Source organism: Flavobacteriaceae bacterium, assembly GCA_003443635.1.
Lineage (GTDB): Bacteria > Bacteroidota > Bacteroidia > Flavobacteriales > Flavobacteriaceae > AU392.
Genome location: CP031964.1, coordinates 2,586,960 through 2,613,637 on the forward strand (window position 1 = coordinate 2,586,960; position 26,678 = coordinate 2,613,637).

General features: G+C 29.0%; 27 protein-coding genes. 8 read left to right on the forward strand and 19 right to left on the reverse strand.

The features are described 5' to 3' along the window. Positions 1-2: 2 nt before the first annotated feature. The 3 genes from D1817_11780 to miaA are packed head-to-tail and all read left to right on the forward strand — an operon-like array spanning position 3 to position 3,177. Entirely contained in the window at positions 3-1,379 is a 1,377-nt protein-coding gene (locus D1817_11780; GenBank protein ID AXT21272.1) for an exonuclease, read from the forward strand. A gap of 15 nt (positions 1,380-1,394) precedes the next feature. Continuing rightward, a complete protein-coding gene (locus tag D1817_11785; GenBank protein AXT20543.1) occupies positions 1,395-2,249 on the forward strand; it encodes an ion transporter in 855 nt (284 codons plus the stop codon). Between the two features lie 7 nt (positions 2,250-2,256). Continuing rightward, positions 2,257-3,177, forward strand: coding sequence for a tRNA (adenosine(37)-N6)-dimethylallyltransferase MiaA (miaA, locus tag D1817_11790; protein AXT20544.1), 921 nt, complete (start codon positions 2,257-2,259; stop codon positions 3,175-3,177). A gap of 63 nt (positions 3,178-3,240) precedes the next feature. Here miaA and D1817_11795 read toward each other — a convergent pair whose 3' ends face one another. From D1817_11795 to ligA, 16 genes are all read right to left on the reverse strand, one after another. Continuing rightward, positions 3,241-3,951, reverse strand: a complete 711-nt coding sequence (locus D1817_11795; protein AXT20545.1) for a DNA-binding response regulator — start codon at positions 3,949-3,951, stop codon at positions 3,241-3,243. Positions 3,952-3,953: 2 nt separating this feature from the next. Next, positions 3,954-5,522, reverse strand: coding sequence for a sensor histidine kinase (locus D1817_11800; GenBank protein AXT20546.1), 1,569 nt, complete (start codon positions 5,520-5,522; stop codon positions 3,954-3,956). Between the two features lie 78 nt (positions 5,523-5,600). Further along, positions 5,601-6,185, reverse strand: coding sequence for a dephospho-CoA kinase (locus tag D1817_11805; protein ID AXT20547.1), 585 nt, complete (start codon positions 6,183-6,185; stop codon positions 5,601-5,603). Then, positions 6,182-7,141: a YbbR-like domain-containing protein gene (locus D1817_11810; protein ID AXT20548.1), complete on the reverse strand. Its 960-nt coding sequence runs from the start codon at positions 7,139-7,141 to the stop codon at positions 6,182-6,184. The genes D1817_11805 and D1817_11810 overlap by 4 nt, the downstream gene beginning before the upstream one ends. Next, positions 7,138-8,151 carry a glycosyltransferase gene (locus D1817_11815; protein ID AXT20549.1) on the reverse strand — a complete coding sequence of 338 codons (1,014 nt, stop codon included), beginning with the start codon at positions 8,149-8,151 and terminating at the stop codon, positions 7,138-7,140. The genes D1817_11810 and D1817_11815 overlap by 4 nt, the downstream gene beginning before the upstream one ends. Positions 8,152-8,265: 114 nt before the next feature. Beyond that, positions 8,266-9,081, reverse strand: coding sequence for an SDR family oxidoreductase (locus D1817_11820; protein ID AXT20550.1), 816 nt, complete (start codon positions 9,079-9,081; stop codon positions 8,266-8,268). 14 nt (positions 9,082-9,095) lie between these two features. Next, positions 9,096-9,611: a hypothetical protein gene (locus tag D1817_11825; protein ID AXT20551.1), complete on the reverse strand. Its 516-nt coding sequence runs from the start codon at positions 9,609-9,611 to the stop codon at positions 9,096-9,098. Positions 9,612-9,648: 37 nt separating this feature from the next. Continuing rightward, complete coding sequence (recN, locus tag D1817_11830) at positions 9,649-11,301, reverse strand: DNA repair protein RecN (GenBank protein AXT20552.1); 1,653 nt, start codon at positions 11,299-11,301, stop codon at positions 9,649-9,651. 64 nt (positions 11,302-11,365) lie between these two features. Beyond that, positions 11,366-12,253 (reverse strand): DUF4835 family protein, encoded by an 888-nt coding sequence (locus D1817_11835; protein AXT20553.1) that lies wholly within the window; start codon positions 12,251-12,253, stop codon positions 11,366-11,368. Next, a complete protein-coding gene (gene coaBC / locus D1817_11840; GenBank protein AXT20554.1) occupies positions 12,246-13,457 on the reverse strand; it encodes a bifunctional phosphopantothenoylcysteine decarboxylase/phosphopantothenate--cysteine ligase CoaBC in 1,212 nt (403 codons plus the stop codon). The genes D1817_11835 and coaBC overlap by 8 nt, the downstream gene beginning before the upstream one ends. A gap of 6 nt (positions 13,458-13,463) precedes the next feature. Then, positions 13,464-13,796 carry a hypothetical protein gene (locus tag D1817_11845; GenBank protein AXT20555.1) on the reverse strand — a complete coding sequence of 111 codons (333 nt, stop codon included), beginning with the start codon at positions 13,794-13,796 and terminating at the stop codon, positions 13,464-13,466. Between the two features lie 3 nt (positions 13,797-13,799). After that, positions 13,800-14,612, reverse strand: coding sequence for an outer membrane protein assembly factor BamD (gene bamD, locus D1817_11850; GenBank protein ID AXT20556.1), 813 nt, complete (start codon positions 14,610-14,612; stop codon positions 13,800-13,802). A 108-nt stretch (positions 14,613-14,720) separates the two neighbouring features. Continuing rightward, positions 14,721-15,602 (reverse strand): 4-hydroxy-tetrahydrodipicolinate synthase, encoded by an 882-nt coding sequence (locus D1817_11855; protein AXT20557.1) that lies wholly within the window; start codon positions 15,600-15,602, stop codon positions 14,721-14,723. Positions 15,603-15,604: 2 nt separating this feature from the next. After that, on the reverse strand, positions 15,605-16,126 hold the full coding sequence (locus D1817_11860; GenBank protein AXT20558.1) for a hypothetical protein: 522 nt from the start codon (positions 16,124-16,126) through the stop codon (positions 15,605-15,607). Positions 16,127-16,296: 170 nt separating this feature from the next. Next, positions 16,297-17,133 carry a hypothetical protein gene (locus tag D1817_11865; protein AXT20559.1) on the reverse strand — a complete coding sequence of 279 codons (837 nt, stop codon included), beginning with the start codon at positions 17,131-17,133 and terminating at the stop codon, positions 16,297-16,299. Positions 17,134-17,139: 6 nt separating this feature from the next. Next, positions 17,140-19,143: an NAD-dependent DNA ligase LigA gene (ligA, locus tag D1817_11870; GenBank protein ID AXT20560.1), complete on the reverse strand. Its 2,004-nt coding sequence runs from the start codon at positions 19,141-19,143 to the stop codon at positions 17,140-17,142. A gap of 49 nt (positions 19,144-19,192) precedes the next feature. On the opposite strand from ligA, the gene D1817_11875 reads away from it, so the two are divergent. Both D1817_11875 and D1817_11880 read left to right on the forward strand, forming a co-directional pair. Continuing rightward, positions 19,193-21,478, forward strand: a complete 2,286-nt coding sequence (locus D1817_11875) for a beta-N-acetylhexosaminidase (GenBank protein AXT20561.1) — start codon at positions 19,193-19,195, stop codon at positions 21,476-21,478. Between the two features lie 3 nt (positions 21,479-21,481). Next, the gene (locus tag D1817_11880) at positions 21,482-22,207 is read left to right on the forward strand and encodes a copper homeostasis protein CutC (protein AXT20562.1); all 726 of its coding nucleotides are present in this window, start codon (positions 21,482-21,484) and stop codon (positions 22,205-22,207) included. Here D1817_11880 and D1817_11885 read toward each other — a convergent pair. The 3 genes from D1817_11885 to D1817_11895 are packed head-to-tail and all read right to left on the reverse strand — an operon-like array spanning position 22,204 to position 24,136. After that, the gene (locus tag D1817_11885) at positions 22,204-22,794 is read right to left on the reverse strand and encodes a TIGR00730 family Rossman fold protein (GenBank protein AXT20563.1); all 591 of its coding nucleotides are present in this window, start codon (positions 22,792-22,794) and stop codon (positions 22,204-22,206) included. The genes D1817_11880 and D1817_11885 overlap by 4 nt on opposite strands. Beyond that, a complete protein-coding gene (gene prmC, locus D1817_11890; protein AXT21273.1) occupies positions 22,791-23,645 on the reverse strand; it encodes a peptide chain release factor N(5)-glutamine methyltransferase in 855 nt (284 codons plus the stop codon). Before prmC ends, D1817_11885 begins: the two co-directional genes overlap by 4 nt. Further along, positions 23,645-24,136 (reverse strand): GNAT family N-acetyltransferase, encoded by a 492-nt coding sequence (locus D1817_11895; protein AXT20564.1) that lies wholly within the window; start codon positions 24,134-24,136, stop codon positions 23,645-23,647. The genes prmC and D1817_11895 overlap by 1 nt, the downstream gene beginning before the upstream one ends. 22 nt (positions 24,137-24,158) lie before the next feature. Here D1817_11895 and ribD point away from each other — a divergent pair, with 22 nt between their 5' ends. The 3 genes from ribD to D1817_11910 are packed head-to-tail and all read left to right on the forward strand — an operon-like array spanning position 24,159 to position 26,677. After that, entirely contained in the window at positions 24,159-25,169 is a 1,011-nt protein-coding gene (gene ribD / locus D1817_11900; protein AXT20565.1) for a bifunctional diaminohydroxyphosphoribosylaminopyrimidine deaminase/5-amino-6-(5-phosphoribosylamino)uracil reductase RibD, read from the forward strand. Between the two features lie 27 nt (positions 25,170-25,196). Next, entirely contained in the window at positions 25,197-25,814 is a 618-nt protein-coding gene (locus D1817_11905; protein AXT20566.1) for an HAD family phosphatase, read from the forward strand. After that, positions 25,811-26,677, forward strand: a complete 867-nt coding sequence (locus tag D1817_11910; GenBank protein AXT20567.1) for a DMT family transporter — start codon at positions 25,811-25,813, stop codon at positions 26,675-26,677. The genes D1817_11905 and D1817_11910 overlap by 4 nt, the downstream gene beginning before the upstream one ends. Position 26,678 lies beyond the last annotated feature (1 nt).

Sequence of the window (26,678 nt, forward strand, 5' to 3'; positions counted from 1 at the left end):
ATTTGTACGCAATTTTAGACATAGAAACCACCGGGGGCAAGTATAATGAAGAAGGAATTACAGAAATTGCGATCTACAAATATGATGGCCATCAAGTAATAGATCAATTTATAAGTCTTGTTAATCCAGAGCGAGAAATCCAACCTTTTGTCGTTAACCTTACTGGTATTAATAGTAAGATGCTTCGTAATGCGCCTAAATTTTATGAAGTAGCAAAACGTATTGTTGAAATCACTGAAGATTGTATTATAGTTGCTCATAATGCATTGTTTGATTATCGTATTCTGCAAACAGAATTTAAACGTTTGGGGTTTAATTTTACTAAAAAAACACTCTGTACAGTAGAACTTTCTAAAGACTTAATTCCTGATCAACCTTCTTATAGTTTAGGAAAACTTACAAGAGTACTAGGCATTCCTGTTAGTGATAGGCATCGAGCTTCTGGAGATGCTCAGGCTACAGTGAAGCTTTTCAAGTTATTATTAGACAAAGATTTAGATAAAAAAATAATAAGTGAATCTGTAAAAACAGATTCTAGAGATACAATAGCTCCGAAATTATTAGATATTATAGAATCTCTACCAAGCATTACTGGAGTGTACTATATACATAATGCTAATGGGGAAATCATTTATATCGGAAAAAGCAAAAATATTAGACAACGTGTTAATCAGCATTTCACTAATGATAGCACAAAATCTAAAAAAATACAGCTACAAGTTTCATCTATTACATATGAAGCTACTGGTAGTGAACTTATAGCTCTATTAAAAGAAAGCGAAGAAATTAAACGCAATAAACCTATTTTTAATCGTGCATTAAAACGCACTCATTTTTCGTATGGTTTATATCAGTTTACAGATAGTTTAGGTTATTTAAATTTAAGAGCATATACAGTTAAAAGTCAAAGCGAAATCGAAACTCCAATTACTACATTTTCTAATTTACAAAGTGCTAAGAGCTTTTTAAATCGTATGGCTATTAGATACAATTTATGTCAGAAGTTAACAGGGCTTCAAAAAACAAGTAGCAATTGTTTTAATTATACTATAAAAGAGTGTTTTGGAGCTTGCATTAAAAACGAGACTCCCGATATATATAATAAAAGAATAAGAAACCTTATTGCTGATTATAGTTTTGAAAACAAAAGTATAGTTATTGTAGGTAAAGGTCGTTCAATAGATGAACGTAGTGCTATTCTTATAAAAAATGGTATATTTATAGGCATAGGGTTCTTTAATCTCAATTATCAAATAAACAATATCGATGTTTTAGAATCCTTTATAACACCTATGGAACATAATAAAGATGTACAACATATTATTCAGAGTCATCTTAGGAAAAATAAAAAAATGAAGGTTATTACTCTACATTCATAAATCGTTTTTTATAGAATGAAAAACAGCAAATCAAACAATAATTGGAAACTAAAACTTCATGAGATCATTTATGAAGCTGATACTCCTATGGGAAAATTGTTTGATGTTGTTTTATTATTTTTCATCCTAGCAAGTATTATACTTGTAATGTTAGAAAGTGTAAATTCTATTGATAATAAATATCATGATCTATTAAATATTGGCGAATGGGTTGTTACTATTTTATTTTCTATAGAATATATATTACGGATTATTTCTGTAAAAAAGCCAATAAAATATATTACTAGTTTTTATGGTGTTATTGATTTATTATCAACCATTCCAAAGTATTTATCTTTAATTTTTGTAGGGACTCATGCATTAGTTTCACTTCGTGCTTTACGATTATTGCGTATTTTTAGAATATTAAAATTAACTCGCTATTTAGGCGCTTCAAATCAATTATCATCAGCAATAAAAGCAAGTCGTGCAAAGATTTCAGTATTTCTATTTGCTGTCTTAATATCATCAGTTATTTTTGGCACTTTAATGTATTTAGTTGAAGGGGAAGAAAACGGATTTACTAATATTCCTAAAAGTATTTATTGGTGTATTGTAACTTTAACTACTGTTGGTTTTGGAGATATAGCCCCTCAAACACCTCTTGGGCAATTTATTGCCACAATCATTATGATTTTAGGTTATGGAATTATTGCTGTCCCAACCGGAATCGTTTCTGCAGAGTATACTAAAAGCGCTACTAGTAATAAAAAAGACGATAATGAAACACTTCAATTAAATACTCAAGTCTGTAGTAATTGTTTAACTGAAAAACATAAAGATGGTGCCAAACATTGTTATAATTGTGGGCATCATCTTCACATAGAGTGATTAATCATTGAGCAAGACTAATAAATATTTAATATCAATTGTTGGCCCTACTGCCATAGGTAAAACAGCATTAAGCATAAAACTAGCACAATATTTTAAAACAGAAATAATATCTGCAGACTCTAGGCAATTTTTTAAAGAGATGCAGATAGGTACTGCTGCACCAACTTTTGATGAATTATCTTCAGCACCACATCATTTTATACATCATAAATCTATTAATGATGAATATAGCGTAGGAGCTTTTGAAAAAGATGCTATTAATAAATTATCTGAACTATTTAAGGCTCATAATATTATTATTTTGGTTGGTGGATCTGGACTATATGTAGATGCAATAACTAAAGGGTTAGATTATTTCCCTGAAGTGGATAAAAATATTAGGAAAGAGCTTAATACTAAGTTACAATTAGAAGGGTTATCTTCTTTGCAAAGACAATTAAAAAATTTAGATTATAAAGCTTATAATTCTATAGCTATAGAAAATCCACATCGTGTTATTAGAGCACTAGAAATATGTATTGGATCAGGAAAACCTTATTCTTCGTTTTTAAATAAAAACAAAAAACTACGTGCTTTTAAAACTTTAACTATTGGTTTAATGGCCGAACGTGAAATTATCTATAACAGAATTAATAATCGTGTAGACAAAATGATTAAAGATGGACTAGTAAATGAAGTAAAAACACTTTTGCCTTATCAACAATTAAATGCATTAAATACTGTTGGTTATAAAGAGTTATTTAATTATTTAAATGATAAAACAGATTTGGATTTTGCTATTTCAGAAATTAAAAAGAATACCCGTAGGTTCGCTAAACGCCAACTAACTTGGTTTAAAAAGAATGAAAACACATTATGGTTTGATTATCAAACTAATGCCTCAAAAATCATAAGAGCAATCAATTTAAATATAGAAAAAGAGTAATAAAAAAAAACCAGCTCATACAAGCTGGTTTTAACATTAACAATTTTATATTTATTTATAATATTAAGCTCCTTGATTAACTACTAACCTAAATCCTTCACCATGAATATTTAAAATTTCGACATTCTCATCAACTTTAAGGTATTTACGCAATTTAGCAATGTACACGTCCATACTTCTAGATGTAAAGTAATTATCATCTCTCCAAATTTTAGTTAATGCCAATTCTCTTGGCATTAAATCGTTTTCGTGTAATGCTAATAATCTTAATAACTCATTCTCTTTTGGTGATAATTTAACTGGTTCTCCTCCATTAAACTTTAAAAATCTAAGTTTAGAATTTAAGTGAAAATCTCCAATCGTAAATTCAAATTGTTTACTATCTGCAACACTATCAGTAGCTTTTCTTTGAATAATTGCTTTAATTTTCATTAGCAATACTTCACTATCAAATGGTTTGTTAAGGTAGTCATCAGCTCCAACTTTATAGCCTTTTAAAACATCTTCTTTCATAGCTTTAGCAGTTAAAAAGATTATAGGTACATCGGCGTTTTTTTCACGAATTTCTTTAGCTAATGTAAATCCATCTTTATAAGGCATCATTACATCTAATATGCATAAATCGTAATCGTCTTTTTTAAATTTTTCAAAACCTTCCATACCATTTTTAGCATGAACGACATCATAGTCATTCATAGATAAGTAGTCTTTTAAAACTGTTCCGAAATTCGGATCATCCTCTACTAAAAGTATTTTTTTATTTAATTCCTCCATAATTATGATATTAATGGTAATTTTATAATAAAGGTACTACCTTTTCCTTTTTCACTTTCTACACTTATATGACCATGATGATCATCTACTATACGTTTTACGTAAGCCAGTCCTAAACCATGGCCTTTTACATTATGTACATTTCCTGTGTGTTCTCTATAAAATTTCTCAAACACTTGTTTTTGAACGGATTTTGACATTCCGTTACCCTGATCTTTTATTTTTATAATAATGTTGTTTCCAACATTCTCTGTATTAACATCTATTTTTGGTTCATTTTCGGAATACTTTACAGCATTGTCCAAAATGTTTACCAAAACATTAGTAAAATGAGATTCGTTTGCTAGCACTGTTGCTTCTTTTGCATCTAAATGCAAATTTATATATCCATTACGATTTTCAACAATAAGTGCTATGTGCGTTTCGGCATCAAGCAATAAGTCGTGCATACTTATACTATCCTTACTAATGTTTAATTCATTCTTTTCTAGTTTAGATATTCTAAGTACATTTTCAACTTGAGCATGCATTCGTTTATTTTCTTCTTTTATCATTCCCAAATAGCGTTTCACCTTAGTCTCATCTACAATTATTGCTGGGTTTTTAATTGCATCTAATGCTAAATTTATTGTTGCTATAGGGGTTTTAAACTCATGCGTCATGTTATTAATAAAATCTGTTTTTATCTGTGATATTTTGCGTTGTTTATTCAATTGAAAAATAGCACTTGTATATGCTATAATAATAATCAAAGTAAACAGAAAAGATAATAAAGTTATCCCTATAACTGAAGAAAAAATGTATTTGTTACGTGTTGGAAAACTAACATACAATACATAATCACTCAATCCATTATTATCTAAAAAAATAGGGAATCCTTTAGATTGATCTCCCAAAAACTCAAAGTCATCAGATTGCACTTTTGTTGCTAAATCATTGCCGTAAATTGCAAATTCATAAGGTATTTCTATACCTTCTTCTTTTAAGCCTTTATTGAGTAATTCATTAATTTCTTCTTCAGAAACACGCCTGTGTATAGGAATGCTTTTAGCTTGTTCTCTATATTGAGATTTAAATAATTCAATTTCAATTTCATTTAGATCATAAACATTAGAATATGATTCTTCAGATTGAATTGAAGTATTACCATCTACTCCTAAATTTTTAAAAATTTGTGTACTTGTTATTCCCGTAAATTGTCTAACATTCACACTATCTAAACCTATGTCAATGAGCGTTGGGATTTTATAATTTTCTTCTAAAATCCCTGTATCAAATACTGTTATTCCATCATCATGATCATTATGCTTATATGCAATTAACCTTGTTATATTAGATGAGTCAGGTTTTATACCTTGAGCAGCTATAGTTTTTAATTGATTTATAGATTCTTTAGCCTCTCTATCACCTATAGTAGTGGTGGTGTGATTAAGTATTTTTTTAACTTTAAACCAAAACTGATCTTCTTTATTCTCTAACGTGTTGTTAATATAATAAGCTTGCACAAATATTATACCAATTAACGATAAACTCGTCAATAGAATTAATAAGACGAATAGTTTTTTACTCATCGTTCAAAATTAACATTTTAACATTTAGAGCTACCTCCATTTAACCTTACATTAACAAAAATGTTAAAGTTTTGATTATCAATTAACTTTAAGTAATTCTTCATGAATTTGAAATACTTGTTTTCTTGTTTCTAATATGTCGCTATTAGTAATAACAAATTGCGAAAGCTTTATTTTTTTTTCATCAGCCCATTGGTTTTCCATTACTGATTTCACTTTTTCTTCAGATGAATTATCTCTAGAAATTACTCTTTTTATCCGTTCTTCTATAGGAGCAATAACAGTAATAACGAAATCACAAGATGTAAAACTTCCATTCTCAAATAAAATTGCAGCTTCTTTAATAACATAAGAGCTATTTTGCTTTGCTTGCCATTTTTTAAAATGTGATGCAACTTTAGGATGTACAATTCTATTCATCTTTTCTAGCAATATTTTATCTTTAAAAATCTTATTTGCCAAAAATTGACGATTCAATTTATCATCTTTATAAGCATTGTCTCCAAAAAGTGCAATCAATTTTCTTTTAATTATTTTTGAAGTGTTCATTAACTTTTTAGCTTCAACATCTGCTATATATATTGGTACTCCTAATTCCAAAAACATTTTAGCTACTGTTGTTTTTCCACTACCAATACCCCCAGTTAAACCAACTATTTTCATTGTATCAAAATAAACTCTATACGTTTAACATTAAGCTTTACATTTTTAACCTCATCAGGTTGTCGCATTATTTTTGGAGTAAGATAAGTACTTTTTGTGTTCAATTCTTTAAAATCACATTCAACTACAAAACTATTTGATGTAACGGATTTATAATTATTTAAGCTTGTATAATAAAGAACAGGAATGGTCTTAGGGTAATATTTAATTTGAATTGAATCTGGTATATTTTTAACTATTACAGGGACTTCCACAGATCCTTCAGTAAATTTTTCTATTTTACCTTCTAAATTAATTTCAGAAACTGAAAAAGATAAATCGTTATTTGATGTCGGCAATTTTAATTGTACTGTTTTAGATATATTTTTTTTTACATCTTTAAATATTATATTTTCTGTTTCTATTTTAGAAATTGTATCTATTATTGCTAATGGCCCTATTATTTTTACCGAATCTGGTTTTATTTCTAGGTTTTCAGTTAAATCAAACCCAGTAGAATAACTAATTTGACTATTTAATATTATTGGTACTGTTTTTATAGTATTAATTCCATATTGAAATGCTATCGTATCTGGAGTTATATTCTCTATTTTAATTTTAGCATCAAATTGAGAAATAATATTTGATTTTTTTTGCTTTTCAACCCAAAGATATTCGGTTTTGTTTTTTTGAAGATTTGAAAAATCAACATCAATAGTAGGTGTCTTAAAATAGTATTTAATTAGTTTAAAACCATAAGTTGCTAATGTAATATCAATAACTTGACTTGAATCTATTACAATAACTTCATCTTCAGGAACATTAACAGTATTAATATTAAATACAATGGTTTTAGTATAATTATTTGAAAGCTTTGTAAGTACCGAAAACAATAACGCTAGTATAATGAAAGTTGCAAAAACATTTAGTTTTTTCTTTCTAAAATAAGTTTTTATTTTGTTTTTAAAACTTGTCATTTATTATCTTTAAAAAATAACTCTGGAAATTGATCTTCGGCTTTAATATTTGAAATACTGAGCTTAAACGTCGATTTTAAAAACCCATAACCATAACCAAAAAATTGTATTATAATCGCTATTATAGAAAGTAATGCTACTGTTAATTCTTTGGTACTTATTAATGATAATATAAAGCTTAACGCAAAGTAAGCTCCATAAAGTATTAAAGCGTATTTAAATCCTAAACCAAAAAGTATAATAGAGCATACTAATCCTAGTATAAATATTGAAGGAAACCAATATGTTATTTTTCTAGTTTCTGGATACCAAGAATTGAGTATAGGTCGAGTCATTCCAAATTTATAGACTTGCTTGTAAAATTTGGACCAAGATATACGACGTTTATGATATACATAAGCTTCAGAAATTAATACTGTTTGAAAACCTAGCTTATTTAACCTTATTGATAGATCTGGGTCTTCACCTGGGTGAATTTGTCCAAAACCATTTGTTGCTTCAAAGGCTTTTTTTGAAATTCCCATGTTAAAACTACGAGGTTGAAATTTATCTATACTAGATTTCTTACCTCTAATCCCACCAGTAGTAATAAATGAGGTCATCGAGAAATTTATCGCTTTTTGCAAACTTGTAAACGATTCGTGAGCCGAGTCTGGACCGCCAAAACAATCTATATAATCTCTATTTAAACGCTCTAAAACAATTACTAAATAATTTGGAGGTAATATACAATCTGAATCTAAAATTATGAAATAATCACCTCTTGCAGACCTCATTCCATAATTCCTCGAGCTCCCAGGTCCTGAGTTTTCTTTAAAAAAGTAAGATATATTTAAAATACTTTTATATGTGTTCGCTATGGGTTTAGAAGAAATAGTTGACCCATCCTCTACCAGTACTATTTCAAAAGATTTATCTCCATTTAACTTTGTAAAACTTTCTAACAGCTCTTTAACTTCGTCAGGCCTATTATAAACTGGGATTATAAAAGAGATATCTTTTGTTTTCATACTCATAGGTAACAAAGATAATTAAACCTAATTGAAGATTTATCGAGTTTGAATTTAATCTAAAAACAAAAAGGCATACTAATTAGTATGCCTTTTATATATCTATTTAAAAATCTATTCTTCTATAAATTTATCCATCACAGCTTCACTCACCCCCATATTTGAAAACCCTCCGTCGTTATATAAATTTTGCATGGTTACACGTTTTGTTAAATCACTAAATAGCGTTACTGTATAATTTGCACAATCTAATGCTGTAGCGTTACCTAACGGAGACATTTTTTCTGCATATGAAATAAAGCCATCAAAACCTTTTACTCCCTGACCTGCTGTGGTTGGAGTAGGAGATTGAGAAATTGTATTCACACGTACATTTTTATCTTTACCAAAGAAATAACCAAAACTACGAGCAATACTTTCTAAATAGGCTTTATTATCTGCCATATCATTATAATCTGGAAAAACACGTTGTGCTGCCATATAAGTTAATGCAACTATACTTCCCCATTCGTTCATAGCATTATTTTTATATAAAGTATGCATTACTTTATGAAAAGACATTGCAGAAACATCTGTTCCTTTTTGAGTCCAATCATAATTTTGATCTGTATACGCTCTTCCTTTCCTAACATTAACCGACATACCTATAGAATGTAAAACAAAATCAATCTTGCCTCCTAATATCTCTATAGATTTTTCTATAAGGTTTTGCAAATCCTCTATAGAAGTAGCATCTGCCGGGATAATTTGAGATCCTGTTTTTTCTGCTAGTTCATTAATTTGCCCCATTCGCATTGCTATTGGTGCATTTGTTAACACAAATTGACCTCCTTCTTCGTGAACACGTTCTGCCGTTTTCCAAGCAATAGAATTAGCGTCTAATGCTCCAAATATGATTCCTTTTTTTCCTTTTAGTAAATTATATGACATTACTTTTTGTTTATTTATTTAAATAGTATTTTAATTTTTTGAAAAAAATTCATTTTCCCTTGTATTCTTTGTAAAGATGAATTAATCTCTTCTATATAATTCGAAGCAGTACAATTCATTTTTGCTTGTTTATAAAAATCATAAGCCTTCATAAGGTCATATTTTAATTCATAAGCTTTAGCCATTTGATTAAGAATAACACCTTTATCTACACCTTCAACTTTTAATGATTCTTTTCCAAACTTCAACATTTCTGAATACTTACTTTTATCTATAAGTAAGTAAGAATAATTAGAATAAGCCGAATAATAACCTTTGGAGTATTTTAATGATAATTTATAATGTTTTTCAGCTTTATCATAATTTACCATTTTATAATGATAAATCCAACCTAAATGGTTATGAGCTTTACCATAATCAGGAGAGGTCGTTAATATTTCTAATAATAAATCTCTCCCATCTACAATTTTATTGTCAGTCAATAAAGCATCTGCTTCAAAGAATAAGTTATCTATATCTGACTCACCCATTCATACTTTTAATTTAAATTATGATTCAAATATAACACTAATTCAATAATTGTTTGGCGTGTGCCATCGCTGAAGTTGATATTTCTTTACCTCCAAGCATTTGTGCAATCTCGACAATACGTTCTTCAGAACTTAACTTAACTAAATCTGTATTTGTCTTATCTTCTATATCTGTTTTATACACTTTAAAATGTGTATCGCCTTTTGCTGCAATTTGAGGTAAATGTGTAATCGTAAATACTTGCATACTTTTACTCATTTGTTTCATTATAACTGCCATTTTATTAGATATTTCACCAGATACCCCAGTGTCTATCTCATCAAACATAATCGTAGGCAATTGAATATATTTTGATAAAATATATTTAATTGCAAGCATAATTCTAGAGAGTTCTCCACCTGAAACTGCTTTTTTAAGAGGTTTGAATTCTGTTCCTTTATTTGCTGAAAATAAAAATGAAATATTATCTTTTCCTTCAGGCAAAAACTCTGTCTCTAATTGAACTGAGATATTAAACCTAGCATTTAACATTCCTAAATCTGAAAGAATATTTTGTAATTGTTTTGTTAGTTCTGGGATTACTTTTTCTCTTTGTTGATGTATTATAGTTGCTATTGAATTTAAATCGTTCTCAATTATATAAAGTTCTTTTTTCTTTTTTTCAATATCAGCATCTACATTTTCAGTTACAGCTACTTTTTCGGATAAATTAACTTGTATTTCTAATAGTTCTTCAATAGTTAATGCAGAATGTTTCATCAATAAATTTTGAATAACCTGTAATTTATTGTTTACTTCTTCTAATCTATTAGGGTTTGTTTCTAAGCTTTCTTCTGCATTATTTATTTCTGATGCAACATCGTCTAGTTCTATTAAAACGCTATTGATGCGATTAAATAATTCTGTATAATTACCTGATATATTTGAAAGTTTCTGAAAGCTATTTTTAAGCGTTATAAGTGTGTTTAATATTCCTATTTGATCTTCACTTAATAATTGACGAGATAATTGAAATTCTTCCTTTATATCTTCTATATTATTAAGCATCTCATACTCTGTTTCTAAACGTTCTAAATCGTCAGGAACTAATTTTGCTTCTTCTAATTCGTTTAATAAAAAAGAATTATAGTCGTGTTCTTTTATTGCTTCAGATTTTAATACTTGTAATTGTTCTAATTCTGCTTTACAATTTTTGTATTTCTTAAATGTATTTTTGTAATTTGATAAATTACTTGAATTGTTAGCCAAAGCATCAATAATTTGAAATTGAAACTCGTCATTAATCAATTCCAATGTTTGGTGTTGTGAATGAATATCTATTAAATGTTCACCAAGCACAGCTAATTTATTTAAATTAACTGGAGTATCATTTATAAATGCTCTTGATTTTCCTGAAGGTAGTATTTCTCTCCTAATAATCGTTTCCGGTTCATAATCTAAATCAGCAGCCTTAAAAATAGGTTTCAAATCATAATTAGCAATATCAAAAACAGCTTCAACTATGCATTTTTTAGATACATTTTTGGCATTAGACAAATCTGCTCGCTTTCCTAAAATTAATGATAATCCACCTAAAAGGATAGATTTTCCTGCTCCAGTTTCTCCTGTGATAATAGTTAAGCCATTTTTAAAACTGACTTGTAAATCATCTATTAATGCGTAATTTTTTATAGATAATGATGTTAACAAATGCTATAAATTAAAATTTGAATCTTAATTACAAATGTAACTTAAAAATAAAAATGAAATGAGGCTAAAAGTTAATATTTCGCCACTTGTTAGAATATGTAGGAGCTATTTTATATAATGCATCTACCATATCTTTTATATCTACAGAAGGTCCTCCAGAGAATATATTTTGTATTTCTTCTGCTTTGGCATCAAAAAAAACTCTTAATAGAAATGAATTTGGACGTCTTCTATTCATAACTACAAGTTCATCCATAGTGCTTCCAACAATTTCTTTTCCCTCTTTAGGGTTTTGATGCATTTTATCTAAACCTTCAATATGATATTTATATAACACATTTCTAAATTCTTTAAATGTTGGAGATTGCACGTTATCTATTAAAACAAAGCGTGATTGCAATCCGTCTTGAAGTTTCCATCCTCTAAAATTCTCTTGTTGAGAATAGTTTAAAATTGCTCTTGCTTGATCATAATACTCATCACCTCCATTTAAAGCAAACGCATCTGCATCCATACCTAAAATCATATATACATGAAATGCCAAAACAGAAACTAAATTAGATTCAAATTGATTAGCGCTGTACAACAAATTTTGAAACTCTACATATTCAAATGAAAAATCTCTATCATTAAAATTATAAATAGGTGTACTATAAGATGAGTTATATACAGGTCTAGAAGATTGTACTTGAAGCGAAGCACTAAACTCGTCTCCATTATTACTATTTATAGTAATAAACATACTGCAATTAATACGCTCTTGAGGCTTAAGGGTTTTATTAGTCCATTTACGGTTGTTAATAAATTCTCTTAATTGATTTTCTAAAGTTTTATATACTTGAGCGTTTTCATTCCCTGTTTGTTGAGCATTTACAACAATATTACAATTTAGTTCTTGTGAAAAAGTAACTATTGTAAATAATAATGACAGTATAAATATTATGTTACGCATTTAGTTTTTGTAAAATTTCTCTCATCAAATCTTTTGCTACCTCTGTTTTCGTTTTTAATGGGTATTCATTATAGGTTTCATCTTTATTGATGATAGTTACTTTATTATTTTCACCACCAAAACCAGCTTCCTTATCTTGTAACGAATTTAGTACAATTAAATCTAAGTTTTTTTTCTTAAGTTTTTTTACTGCATTTTCAAATTCATTATTAGTTTCTAGAGCAAACCCTACTAATATTTGATTTTGCTTAATATCACCTAGTGATGCCAAAATATCTTTAGTTTTCTCTAATTCTAATGTTAACGTAGAGTCTTTCTTTTTTATTTTCTGATTTTCAATAAATTTAGGTCTATAATCTGCTACTGCTGCTGATAAAATAGCTACATCTGCATTATTAAAATATTGATGTGTTGCATCATACATTTCTTGAGCACTAACTACTGGTATAACATTAATTAAATTATGATTTGCTGTTTCATGAGTAGGTCCAGAAATTAAAGTTACTTCAGCTCCTAAGTTAGCCGCAGCTTTAGCAATTTCATATCCCATTTTACCACTAGAATGGTTTCCTACGAAACGAACAGGATCAATCGCTTCATAGGTAGGCCCTGCTGTGATTACAATTTTTTTATGATGTAATGGTAGTTTCTTTACAATATCATTTTCCATAAATGCAACAATATCTTCTGGCTCTGCCATTCTTCCTTCACCTATTAACCCACTAGCTAACTCTCCGCTTGTCGATGGTATCATAATATTTCCAAAACTTTTTAATGTAACAAATGAATCTTTTGTTGATTGATGTTTATACATATCTAAATCCATTGCTGGTGCAAAATATACAGGGCACTTAGCTGATAAATATGTTGCTAATAAAAAATTATCACTATTGCCTGTAGCCATTTTAGATAATGTATTAGCTGTAGCTGGTGCGATAAGAAAAAAATCTGCCCAAAGCCCTAAATCAACATGGTTATTCCAAGTATCATTCTCATCATCTTCATTAGTAAAAGATGAAAGTACTGGGTTTTTAGATAGTGTAGATAATGTTAAAGGAGTAACAAAATCTTTTGATGCAAGTGTCATAATGACCTTAACATTTGCACCTGCTTTTATAAATAGTCTTACTAAAGGTGCAGTTTTATAAGCAGCAATGCCTCCTGAAACACCTAAAAGCAAATTTTTGCTTTTTAAAATGGACATCTTTTTTTATTCTTGAGTATCGTTGTCCTTAGTATTTCTATAATAGATTTTATCGTTTAACCACTCTTGAACAGCTAAAGCATGTGGTTTAGGCAATTTTTCATAGAATTTAGATACTTCAATTTGTTCTTTATTTTCAAAAATTTCTTCAAGACTATCATTGTAAGTAGCAAATTCTTCTAATTTATCAATAAGTTCTTTTCTTATTTCTGTATTAATTTGTTCTGCTCTTCTAGATATTACTGAAATTGCCTCATAAATATTTTCTGTAGGTGCATCAACAGCATTTCTATCATAAGTTTCTGTATTTACTGGAGCATTAACTTTCTTTAAATCCATCTTTTATTTTGAATTAACTTTTTGTTCTTTAAAAATTTGCGATTGCTTGGTTAGTTCTTCAAACATTACATTTGCCTTTTCCATATATTTAGATTCAGCAAAAGATTTTTTAAGTGCTTTATAATTTGAAATTGCATTATCTAAACGTTCTTCTTTTTTTATTTCAATACTATTTATTGCTAATTTGTATGAAGAATCTAATCTAAGAAACATTGCTTCTTCTTTTAAAGAAGTTCCTGGGTATTGAAAAATAAAATTATCAAATGATTTTATAGATGCTTGAAAATCCGATATAGTATTATATTGTTTAGCAATACTAAATGCTTTTTTTTCTAGTTTAAAGTCCAACTCTTTAACTAATTCGTTAGCTTCTTTTGTAAACTCTGAATCTGTATATGCATTAATAAACTCTTGTAATTTTCCAATTGCAATTGTGGTAGCTTCTTGTTCTTTTGAAAAAATAGGTGATTGATTATAATAACTCTTAGCTGATAAAAAAGCTAACTCAGCAGCTTTTTCACTTTCAGGATAAACATCAGCAAAAAGTCGCATATGATATGCGGATGCTGCATAATCCCTTTCTTCATAAAATGTAAGAGCATATAAATAATTTAGTTTCTCTGCTTGAGGTTTACCTCTGTACTTTGGTATAATAGGCTCAAATAATTTTTGAGCTTTATCATATTTTCCAGCATCAAAAAGCTCAGTTCCTAAGTTAAATCTAGTAGCTATATCTTCAGATTTCAGTGCTTTTTGATATTCACTACATGAATTAAATGTAATAATTACTAATAATATATAAACAAGCTTTTTCATAAGTTTTTACAAGTTGCAAAAATAGGCATTTATATTGTATTTAAAAAAACTATTATTTAAAGCTAATTTAAATTAGAATTATCACTGTAAATAGCGTTTAAGTAATATTTAACTTTTAAACGTATTTAATTCTTTTATTATTTTATTTCTTAATGTAGCTGAAGCACTAACTAAGGGAAGTCTAACAATATTTTTACACAATCCTAACTCCTCAAATATGGTTTTAATACCTGCTGGGTTGCCTTCTTCAAAAATTAAATTAATACTATTCATTACCTTATAATGAATTTTGTATGCTTCTTTTCCTTTTCCTTCTAAACCTAAATTAATCATAGTAGAAAATTCTTTTGGCAACCCCTCTCCTATTACAGAAATTACTCCAGATCCTCCTGCTAATGTCATTGGTAATGCAATCATATCATCTCCTGAAATAATATGAAAACCTTCTGGTTTGTTCTTTATTAACTCCATAGCTTGTACAATATCTCCTGCAGCTTCTTTAATTGCTACAATATTATCAAAATCGTTAGCAAGTCTTATTGCTGTTTCTGGAAGAATATTACTAGATGTCCTACCTGGAACATTATATAAAATAATTGGCTTAGGAGATACTTGTGATATTGCTTTAAAATGTTGATAAATACCTTCTTGAGTAGGTTTATTATAATATGGAGAAACAGATAATACGGCATCAAAATCTGTTAAATCTGTATGCTGCATTAAACTTACAGCCTCAGCTGTATTATTACTAGCAATACCTATCACTAATGGCAAACGCTTTGCATTAGTAGTGACTATCGTATTTATTACATCTTGTTTTTCTTGTTTTGATAAAGTAACACTTTCTGCTGTTGTTCCTAAAACAACTAAGTAATCGATATCATTATCTATATTATAATTAACTATATTTTTTAATGCATCATGATCAACACTAAAATCATCTTTAAAAGGAGTTACTAAAGCTACTCCTGTTCCTACTAATTTATTCATTATTATATTTTATTAAGTACTTTTAAATATTTAATAACCTCTGTTTTAAAAATTTCGATATCCTTGGATTTTACATCAATAATAAAATCATTAAGTCTTAAATTATTATTTGAAATTCCAATTTTAAAATTAGCTTTTGACGCTGCGCTAACAAGGTTTAATTCTAAATTGTCTTCATTATAATAACTTATTAAAGCATCATACTTTGTATTAATAAATTGCTCTAACTCTACATTATTAATTTTGCCATTCCATCCAAAATCTTTCGAAGAAAAACAAGAATCCCAAGAATTTACTATAGCTGATTTTTCATCAGAAATAAAAGTTATAGTTTTTATATGATTCTCTTTTACTTCAATATCTTTAAAAAAAGATTTAAATGCTTCTTTATCATGAAACTCATTAAAATTAAAAATAACCCCTATTGACTCTATAGGTTTATTATTTATTAATACCTCTCTAGAATCTAGTACTTTATTAATAAATTTAAGGTTAGATTTTTCTTTAAATCGTTTTAGAAACATTTTTTTATTATGTTTTGCAAAGGTACTAAAGAACTTAAATAAATTACACTTGTGTAGTTAAGTTATTAAGTGAATTACAACTATCTAATATTTGTATATTATCTAACAGTAAGGATTAAGAAAAATTGCTAAGAATTGAATTAAAAAAGAGTAGAGATATTCTATTTAGTTTAAACCTCAAGTTGGTTTACATTTGCACTTTCTATTACTTTTTCTTCTCCAACACCACTTAAATTAGCTTGAATATGAAAAAACAAAAAGGCAATAATTAATAAGACAGAATATATCACGCTTAGCATCTCCATGTCAACAACATAAAAATATGCTATTTGTATAACTTCAGAAAAAACGATACACAAAGATCCCAACAATAAATTCATAGCCTTCTTAGAATCTTTATACATATAATTCATTAATGCAACAGTTAAAAGTAGCATTGTTATTATATTATATGAAAACTCCATTAAATGAGTACCGAAATCAGAAAAATAACCGCTTTTTAATGTAACATCAGAGACCAACATAACACAATACACATCAAGAGCTAATAAAACTATTAAATATGTAATATATTTATTGATTATCAATTTAACGTTCATATACTTAAGTATCTCAAACATTAAAAATATATAAGCAACTATATAAAATGTATTTAGTACGTAATAAAGAATATTATCTAGTAGGATATTGGGTTTAAGTAGTTCTAACGAAATAAAGTCAAAAATTTGCGGTATCGAATATAGAATCAAAAAGATTAAGAAACATTTACTCTTTTGTTTAACTGATTTATAATACAATAAGATTAGCATTGGTAATAAAAGCATTTTAACTATACCTGATGCTAAGGATGCATTAAACACCTCAAAAGCAACGAATAGAGTCGCTAGTATTATTAATAATGTTGATATTACCTTTGTTTTACTCAAACGATTAGTTTTTAATCGCTCAAACATAGAAAAATAATTCACTTTATCGATAAAAAAAATCACTTTATCGATGAAATACATATTTTTTTAAGATTTTAAATCAATTTTAAGTAGGAATTCTTCTTCAGATAATATTGAGATATTTAAGTTTTCTGCCTTAGCTTTTTTACTAGGTCCCATATTTGCCCCAGCAATTAAAAAGCTAGTTTTAGAAGAAATAGAACTAGATACTTTACCTCCATTATCTTCTATCAGTTTTTTTAGCTCATTTCGAGATACTTTTTCAAATACACCAGACACTACAAAAGTTTGCCCTTTAAGTTTTTCTGTATGATTAGCTAACTTATCTGCAGAAATTTCAAACTGCACTCCAAATCTGTTTAATCGTTCAATAATTATTCTGTTCTTTTCAATACTAAAAAAATCAATAATACTTTTAGCTATTCGATCTCCAATTTCATCAACAGCAATAAGGTTTTCTATATCAGCATCAATTAAGGAGTTTATAGATTTATAATGCTTTACGAGCTTTTTTGCTACTGTTTCTCCTACATATCTAATTCCCAAGGCAAAAAGCACGCGCTCAAACGGGATTTGTTTAGACGCTTCAATACCATTTATTAAATTCTCAGCAGATTTCTCAGCCATACGTTCAAGTGGAATTACTTGCTCTTTAGTTAACTCATATAAATCCGAATAATTGGTAATCAACCTTTGATTGACTAAAAGTGCAACAGTTTCTCCGCCTAAACCATCAATATCCATAGCCTTTCTGGATATAAAGTGTTGAATACGTCCAATAATTTGTGGCTTACACCCATTATAATTGGAGCAATAATGTTGTGCTTCTCCTTCCTTACGAATTAACTGTGTATCGCATTCGGGGCATTTGGTAATATACTCTGTTATTCGAGAAGTACTCTGACGTTGTTCAAGGTTTACAGCAATAATTTTAGGAATAATTTCTCCTCCCTTCTCAACAAAAACTGTATCTCCTACTCGAATGTCTAATTTTTCAATCTGATCTGCATTATGTAATGAAGCACGCTTTACCACTGTTCCAGCTAATTCAACTGGCTCTAAATTTGCAACGGGAGTGATCGCTCCTGTTCGCCCGACCTGATACGAGATACTATTTAATAGTGTAGATACGCGTTCTGCTTTAAATTTATAAGCCATAGCCCAACGTGGTGCTTTAGCTGTATGCCCCAACTCTTCTTGTTGTTGTAAATCATTAACTTTAATAACAACTCCATCGGTTTCATAAGGTAAATCATGACGATGTACATCCCAATAACTCACAAAATCTAACACCTCATCTATTGAGTTAACTAATTTTGCAGCATCTGGTACTTTAAATCCCCAAGCTTTCGCTTTTTTTAAATTTTCGAATTGAGTTTTAATTCCCAAACGCTCCCCTTTAATACTATATAATAAACATTCTAACGGGCGTTTTGCAACTTCTGCGCTATCTTGTAATTTTAAACTTCCAGAAGCGGTATTTCTAGGGTTTCGATATGGTTCTTCTCCTAAAGCAATTCGTTCTTCATTCATTTTGTGAAATCCAACAAAAGGCAATACAATTTCTCCCCTTATATCAAACCGTTCTGGGTAATCTCCTTTTAGTTGTAAAGGCACAGATTTAATAGTTTTTATGTTAGTAGTAACGTTATCTCCCTGAAATCCATCTCCTCTAGTTACTGCTCGCTTTAAAGCACCATTTTCGTAAGTTAAATTAATAGAAGCTCCATCATATTTTAATTCACAAGTGTACTGTATATCCCCATCTATTAATTTCTTAATACGCTTTTCCCAATCTAATAAATCATCTTTAGAGTATGAATTATCTAAAGAGTACATTCTATTTGCATGAGTAATAGTTTCAAAGTTTTTTGTTACTTCTCCTCCAACTCGTAACGTAGGAGAATTAGCATCGTAAAATTCTGGATGTTTAGCTTCTAACTCTTGGAGTTCTTTCAATTTTACGTCAAAATCAAAATCGCTTATAGTAGCATTATCTAAAACATAATAGTTATAATTATGCTGCCTTAACTCTTCTCTAAGTGTATTTATTTGTACTTCAATAGTCATTAATAGGTGAAGAAATTTATGTTATATTTAAAGCATCTAATATAGTAAAATGCAATTCAAGAAAATAGCTCTCTTTTTAGTTTTTATAAGTTTTTTATCAAGTTGTAATGACACCAAAAACAATGCAGTTATTCCTCAAATTATTCCAATCCCGTCTTCACAAATTCTTTTAAAAGGTGTCTTTAATTTAAATAATTCTACAAGTTTAATTTACGAAGAAGAGTTTAAAGTTGCAGCCCATTTTCTAAAAGAGTTTGTAGAGAATGGAAGCTCTATAAAGCTAAGTACTAGACCTTCTAAACACACTATTTCGTTTATAAAAGATAATTCTATTGTTAACGAAGAAGGCTATATACTTGATATCTCTACGAATATTGTTAACATTAAAGCGAGTACACCAAAAGGAGCTTTTTATGCTGTACAAAGTTTAAGACAATTATTACCTCCTACATTTGAAAATAACAGCTATAAAAATAAATCTGTATCCATTCAAGCATTAAAAATTAAAGATAATCCTCAATTTAGGTATAGAGGAATGCATTTAGATGTTGGCAGGCATTTCTTTTCTGTAGATTTCATAAAGAAATACATTGACGCATTGGCCTTATTAAAAATGAACACGTTTCATTGGCATCTAACGGAAGATCAAGGATGGCGTATTGAAATAAAAAAATACCCCAAACTTACTGAGATTGGTGCCTATAGAAATGAAACACTTATAGGCCATTACAATGATCAGCCACAGCAGTTTGATGGTAAACGTTACGGGGGTTATTACACACAGGAGCAAATTAAAACTATCGTAGCATATGCTAAAAATAAAAATGTAACGATTATCCCTGAGATAGAATTACCTGGGCATTCTCAAGCGGCGATTGCAGCTTACCCAGAGTTAGGGTGCACAGATCAAAAAGTAGAAGTAGCAACTAAATGGGGTGTTTTTGAGAATTTATATTGCCCCAAAGAGAGTACTTTTAAGTTCTTAGAAAATGTTTTAGATGAAGTTATTCAACTCTTCCCGAGTAAGTATATTCATATTGGTGGTGATGAAGCTCCAAAAACACAATGGGAACATTCTAAATTCTGTCAAGACTTCATAAAATCTAAAGGCTTAAAAGATGAACATGAACTTCAAAGTTATTTTATAGCGCGAATAGAACGTTATCTCAACAGTAAAGGCAAACAAATTATTGGCTGGGATGAGATTTTAGAAGGTGGTTTAGCTCCCAATGCCACAGTAATGTCGTGGCGAGGTGTTAACGGGGCTGTTGAGGCTGCAAAAGCACATCACGATGTAATATTAACCCCTACTTCGCATACTTATTTTGATTATTATCAATCTGATAATAATGATGAACCTTTAGCTATCGGTGGTTTTTTACCATTAAAAAAAGTGTACAATTTTAATCCAATTCCCGAAGCTTTAACTTTTGAAGAGTCAAAATATGTTTTAGGAGCTCAAGGTAATGTCTGGACGGAATATATGCCTACTCAAAAACATGTAGAATATATGGCATTTCCAAGAATACTTGCTTTAAGTGAAGTAGTTTGGTCTTTAAATAAGAATAAAAATTATTTAGATTTTGCTAGTCGTGTAGAAAATTTCAATAACCGGCTAGATGCACTTGATATTAATTATGCAAATCATTTGTACGAAATTGATGGAAAGCTTTTAAATAATAATCATATTTCATATCAACTTAATACAATATTACCAGGAAAAGATATTAAGTATACGATAGATGGATCTAAACCAACAATTAATTCTGAAGTTTATACAGAAGCGATTCCAATAACAAAAAGTGTTAATATTAATGCTGCTGTATTTAATAAAAAAATGCAAATAGGTCGCTTATTTACAGAACACATTAATTATCATAAAGCTGTTGGGGGAAAAGTTATCTTAAACGTAAATCCAAATGCAGCTTACAATGCAGGCGGAATAAAAGCATTAATAAATGGTATTAATGGAAATAACAAACGTTACGGTGATAAAGAATGGTTAGGATTTTGGGGTGACGATGTAGAGATTATTATTGATTTAGGTAAAGAAACAGAAGTCAATTCTATTGCAACTCGTTTTTATAATGCTAATGGACAATGGATTTATGCACCTAAGCATATAAAAATTGGCTTTAGTTTAGATGGAAACATGAACAATTTCAATATCAGCTCTTCTGCAGAAATCACTATTTCAAGTTTTAAAACTGAGTTTAATTCAATCAAGGCAAGATATATTAAATTGGAAATTCCTAATTATGGAGTTATTCCAAAAGATCTTCAAGGTGCAGGCAATAAAGCTTGGACATTTATTGATGAAATCGTTATAAATTAAATTATGATCTTAGAAGTTTGTGCAAACTCTTATCAATCTGCTATGAATGCTCAAAATGCAAGAGCACATCGTATTGAACTCTGCTCTGAATTAGCTTTAGGAGGTATTACTCCTTCTTACGGATTATTAAAGCAGGTGATAAAAAATATTAAAATTCCAGTTTTTGTACTAATAAGGCCTCGCAGTGGCAATTTCACTTATTCAGATATAGAGTTTGAAATTATGAAAGAGAACATTAAGTTTAGTAAAAGTTTAGGCTGTGCAGGGATTGTTTCTGGTATTTTAAATGTTGATAACACCATTGACATAAAACGTACTCAAGAATTAATTGAGCTATCTAAACCGTTATCTTTCACTTTTCATCGTGCTTTTGACAGAGTATCAAATCCATTTAAAGCACTACAGCAATTAATTAATTTAGGAGCTGATAGAATCTTAAGTTCAGGGCAATCAAATTCGGCTAGAGATGGTATTGGGCTTTTAAAGGATTTAAATATTGAAGCTAATTCTAGGCTAATTATAATTCCTGGAGGTGGAATAAATTCAGAAAATATATCGTTATTTAAAATTACGGGGTTTAATGAAGTTCATTGCTCTGCAACAACTATAAAATCAGTTATTGAATCACCTAAAATCTCTATGAATAGTGTTAAGTTTTTTGACGAAACAATAGAAGTGGTTTCCGATGTAGACAAGATTAAAGATCTTATAAAGAAAGTTAAAGATTAAGTTCTATCATTTTTTAACCACCTAGCTAGCACTGGGGATTTAAAATCTCTCATTCTTTGGAGAAGAGTTTCAATATTGTTTTCGACAAGTAATAAATTTAAATGTTCCATTTTCAAGAATCCCTTAACTACCATTTGCTCTAACATCTTAATCAAATCATCATAAAAACCATTAATATTCAATAACCCTATAGGCTTTTGATGTAATCCCAATTGAGACCAAGTAATAATTTCGAATAACTCTTCAAACGTACCATAACCACCAGGAAGTGTAATAAACCCATCTGATAAATCATGCATTTTTAATTTTCTCTCATGCATGTTTGTAGTTGTAATAAGTTCACTCAAACCTAAATGAACCACTTCTTTTAATTTTAAAAACTCAGGAATCACACCAATTACTTTTCCGTGATGAGATAGAGTTGTTTCTGCAACAATTCCCATAACTCCTATCTTTGCTGCACCATATACCAAAGTAATATTTTCTTCGGCTAATATTTTCCCTAATTGTTTAGCTTCAGAAAGAATTTTAGCATCATTACCTTCCCTACTACCACAAAACAAAGTAATTGATTTTAATTTGTTCATAATTTCATCGCTTTAATCATTCTATCTTTTCCAAAAAAATCTTGCTTTAATTCAATATTTAAAAACCCTTCATTTTCTAATAATTGAATCATTTCTCCTCCTAGATATTCATTAATTTCAAAATATAAGGAGCCTCCTAAATTTAGTGATTTTTTAGCAAACTGGCTAATTTTGCGATAAAACAATAAAGGATCATTATCAGGTACAAACAGGGCTAAGTGAGGTTCGTTATCTAAAACATTAGGTAGCATTTTTGTTTTTTCTAAATCACGAACATAAGGCGGGTTAGATACAATTATATCAAAGTTTCCGTTTAAATTACCCGTTTGTTTTAAAATATTTACTTCAATAAACTCAACCTCTGCTTTATTAATATCAGCATTAGTTTGAGCTATTTTCAATGCTTCTGCACTTACATCTACACCAGCAAATTTACCATTATGTATTGTTTTAGCTAAAGCAATAATAATACAGCCACTACCAGTTCCAATATCCAATATTTTCTTTTCTGAAGTATTATTTTTTAAATCGCTTACAATCCAATCGACCAACTCTTCAGTTTCTGGTCTAGGAATTAGTGTATTTAGATTTACTTTAAATGGTAAACCATAAAACTCCGTTTCGCCTATGATATATTGTATGGGTTCATTAACTAATAATCTATCAACAGCTTGGCTGAACTGAAATTGCTCTTTTTCAATAATTATTTTATCAAAATTTAAAGGAACATCTATTTTATTTAACTTCAAATAATGCTTAGTAAGCATATAAAAAAATGAATTAGCCTCCTCTTGAGAGTAGTTTTTAGATAACGAACTTAAAATATGTGTTCTTAATTGTTTTAATATCACTATAAATCTTTTAGCATCCAAATATTACAAGAATGATGTCCAGTATTTCCTAATGGTTCTGTTAAATGTTTAAATCCAATTTTTTCATAAAGCGAAATCGCAGTCGTTAATTGTTGTCCTGATTCTAAATAACATTTCTCATACCCCATTTCCCTCGCTATATTAAGGCATTTTTCTAGTATTACCTTACCATATCCTTTACCTCTTAATTCTGGTAAAAAATACATTTTCTGTAATTCACAAATATCGCCATCACCACCTAATAAAGGTTTTATTCCCCCTCCTCCAACAATTTTATAATCCATTTCTATAACATAAAATACTTCTCTATTTCCTTGATAAAAGTCAAATAAATTTAACATCTCTTCATCTTCAAAAGTAGAATTCACTAAAGAAATTTCAAATTCAATAAAAATAGATCGAATAAGCGTTTCCAATATAGCATTATCTTGAGGTTGAATTTCCCTAATTATTATATTGTTGATACTCATTTAATATCTTATTTTTACGCCTGTGAAGATACAGGAAAAATACATAAAACGTTGTATTGAAATTGCTAAAAACGGGTTAGGATCTACAGCACCAAATCCAATGGTTGGTAGCGTTATCGTTTACAAAGATGTCATTATTGGAGAAGGGTATACAAGCTCATATGGAGGTAATCATGCTGAAGTAAATGCGATAGAATCTGTTATCGATAAATCGTTATTATCTAAGGCAACTTTGTATGTCACTTTAGAGCCTTGCTCACATTTTGGAAAAACACCTCCTTGTAGTGATTTAATTATCAGATACAAGATTCCTAACATTGTTATTGGTACTATCGACACTCATTCTAAAGTAGCAGGAAAAGGTATTGAAAAATTAAAAGCTTCTGGTTGTAATGTTACTGTAGGTATCCTAGAAAACGAATGTAAAATGCACCATAAACGCTTTTTCACATATCACAATAATAAACGTCCTTATATTATATTAAAATGGGCAGAAACTAGTAATGGCTTTATTTCTCCAAATCAAAGAGATACAAACCAACCTGTTTGGATCACCAATACAACCTCTAGGCAACTTGTCCATAAATGGAGATCGGAAGAGCAAGCTATATTGGTAGGTACTAATACAGTTTTACATGATAACCCCAGTTTAACGACTAGAGGTTGGAGTGGCAACAACCCAATACGTATAGTAATTGATAGAGAAAACAAATTATCAAAAAAACATAACATTTTTGATGCAGCCGCTAGAACAATTGTTATCTCTGAAAAGAATTCAAATTTTAAAACAGATTTAGCAAAACAGATTTGTGACATTTTATTTGAAAATGAGATTAATTCTATTATAATTGAAGGCGGTTCAAAAACACTTCAAACTTTTATTAATGAAAATCTCTGGGATGAGGCGAGAGTATTTATAGGTTCGAATACATTTAAAAAAGGGATAAACGCTCCTCAGTTAAAAGGGAAATTAATTTCTGAACAAAATATTGATGGTGATTTGCTTAAAACATTCAACAACATAGCTGGTTAAGAAATCCTGCTTTTACGAAAAACATATATGATAAAAACAATTGTATTTGATTTTGGAGATGTCTTTATTAATTTAGATAAAGCAGCTACAGTAAAAGAAATTAATCGTTATTTCGGTTCATTTACTATCGATTATCAATTAGTAGAAATCAATAATGCCTATGAAACAGGAAATGTCACTTCTGAAGATTTTATTAAATTCTATTCAGATTATTTTAAAACAGATAATTCTCAAGTTTTAATTGAAGCTTGGAATGCTATCATTTTAGATTTTCCCGAGTACCGCTTAAAATTTATAGAAGCATTATCTAAATCAAAAAATTATAAACTTATTCTTTTAAGTAACACTAATGCACTGCATATAGAACGTGTAATTAAAAATATGGAGCCTGCCAGATATACTCGTTTTAAAAACTGTTTTGATGCGTTTTACTTGTCTCATGAGATTCATTTAAGAAAACCAAATAATAACGTATATGAATTTGTGTTAAATGAAAATAAATTGATTGCAAATGAAACTTTATTTATAGATGATACAATAGAAAATACAAAAGCTGCATCACAGTTAGAAATTTATACTTGGACACTTCACCCTGATACAGATGATATTATAAATTTATTTACAGCTAAAGCAGAGTTATTTTGATGTATTTATTACTTAGCGTCTCGGCATCTACACTTTTATTTGTCATTTTTAAACTATTTGAAAAATATAAAGTTAACACGCTTCAAGCCATTGTTGTCAACTATATTACGGCATGTATCACTGGTATTTTAAGTTATAATTCTCCAATACATATTAATGAGATCATAAGTTCAAAATGGTTTTATGGCGCTTTAATTCTGGGGTTTTTATTTATTTCGGTATTTAATTTAATGGCACTTACAGCTCAGCGTAACGGATTGTCCGTAGCTTCTGTTGCCAGTAAAATGAGTGTTATCATTCCTGTAATTTTTGGAATTTATATCTATAAAGAAAGTATTGGTATGCAAAAAATAACAGGTATTATCATTGCTTTAATAGCTGTTTATCTTACTTCTGTGAAATCTCAAAAATCCTCTAAAGGATTAAATAAAAGCTTATTATTTCCTTTTTTATTATTTTTTGGATCTGGAGTTATTGATGCCTCCATTAAATATTTAGAAACAACATATGTGTCAAAAAATGGTATTCCAATATTTTCTGCTACTATTTTTAGTTTTGCAGCTACAATTGGGGTGGTTGTATTGTTTATAAAGGCAATAAAAGGGCAATTTAAATTCAATTATAAAAGCATACTTGGAGGTATCTTATTAGGAATCGTAAATTACTATTCCATTTACTTCTTATTAAAAGCTCTTCAGTATAAAAATCTAGAAAGTTCTACATTATTTACCGTAAATAATGTAGCTATTGTAATGGTATCTACTTTAATTGGACTGCTACTTTTTAAGGAAAAAATATCTAAAATTAATTGGTTAGGAATTTTATTGGCTATCATTTCTATAATTATGGTTACTTTGTCATAAA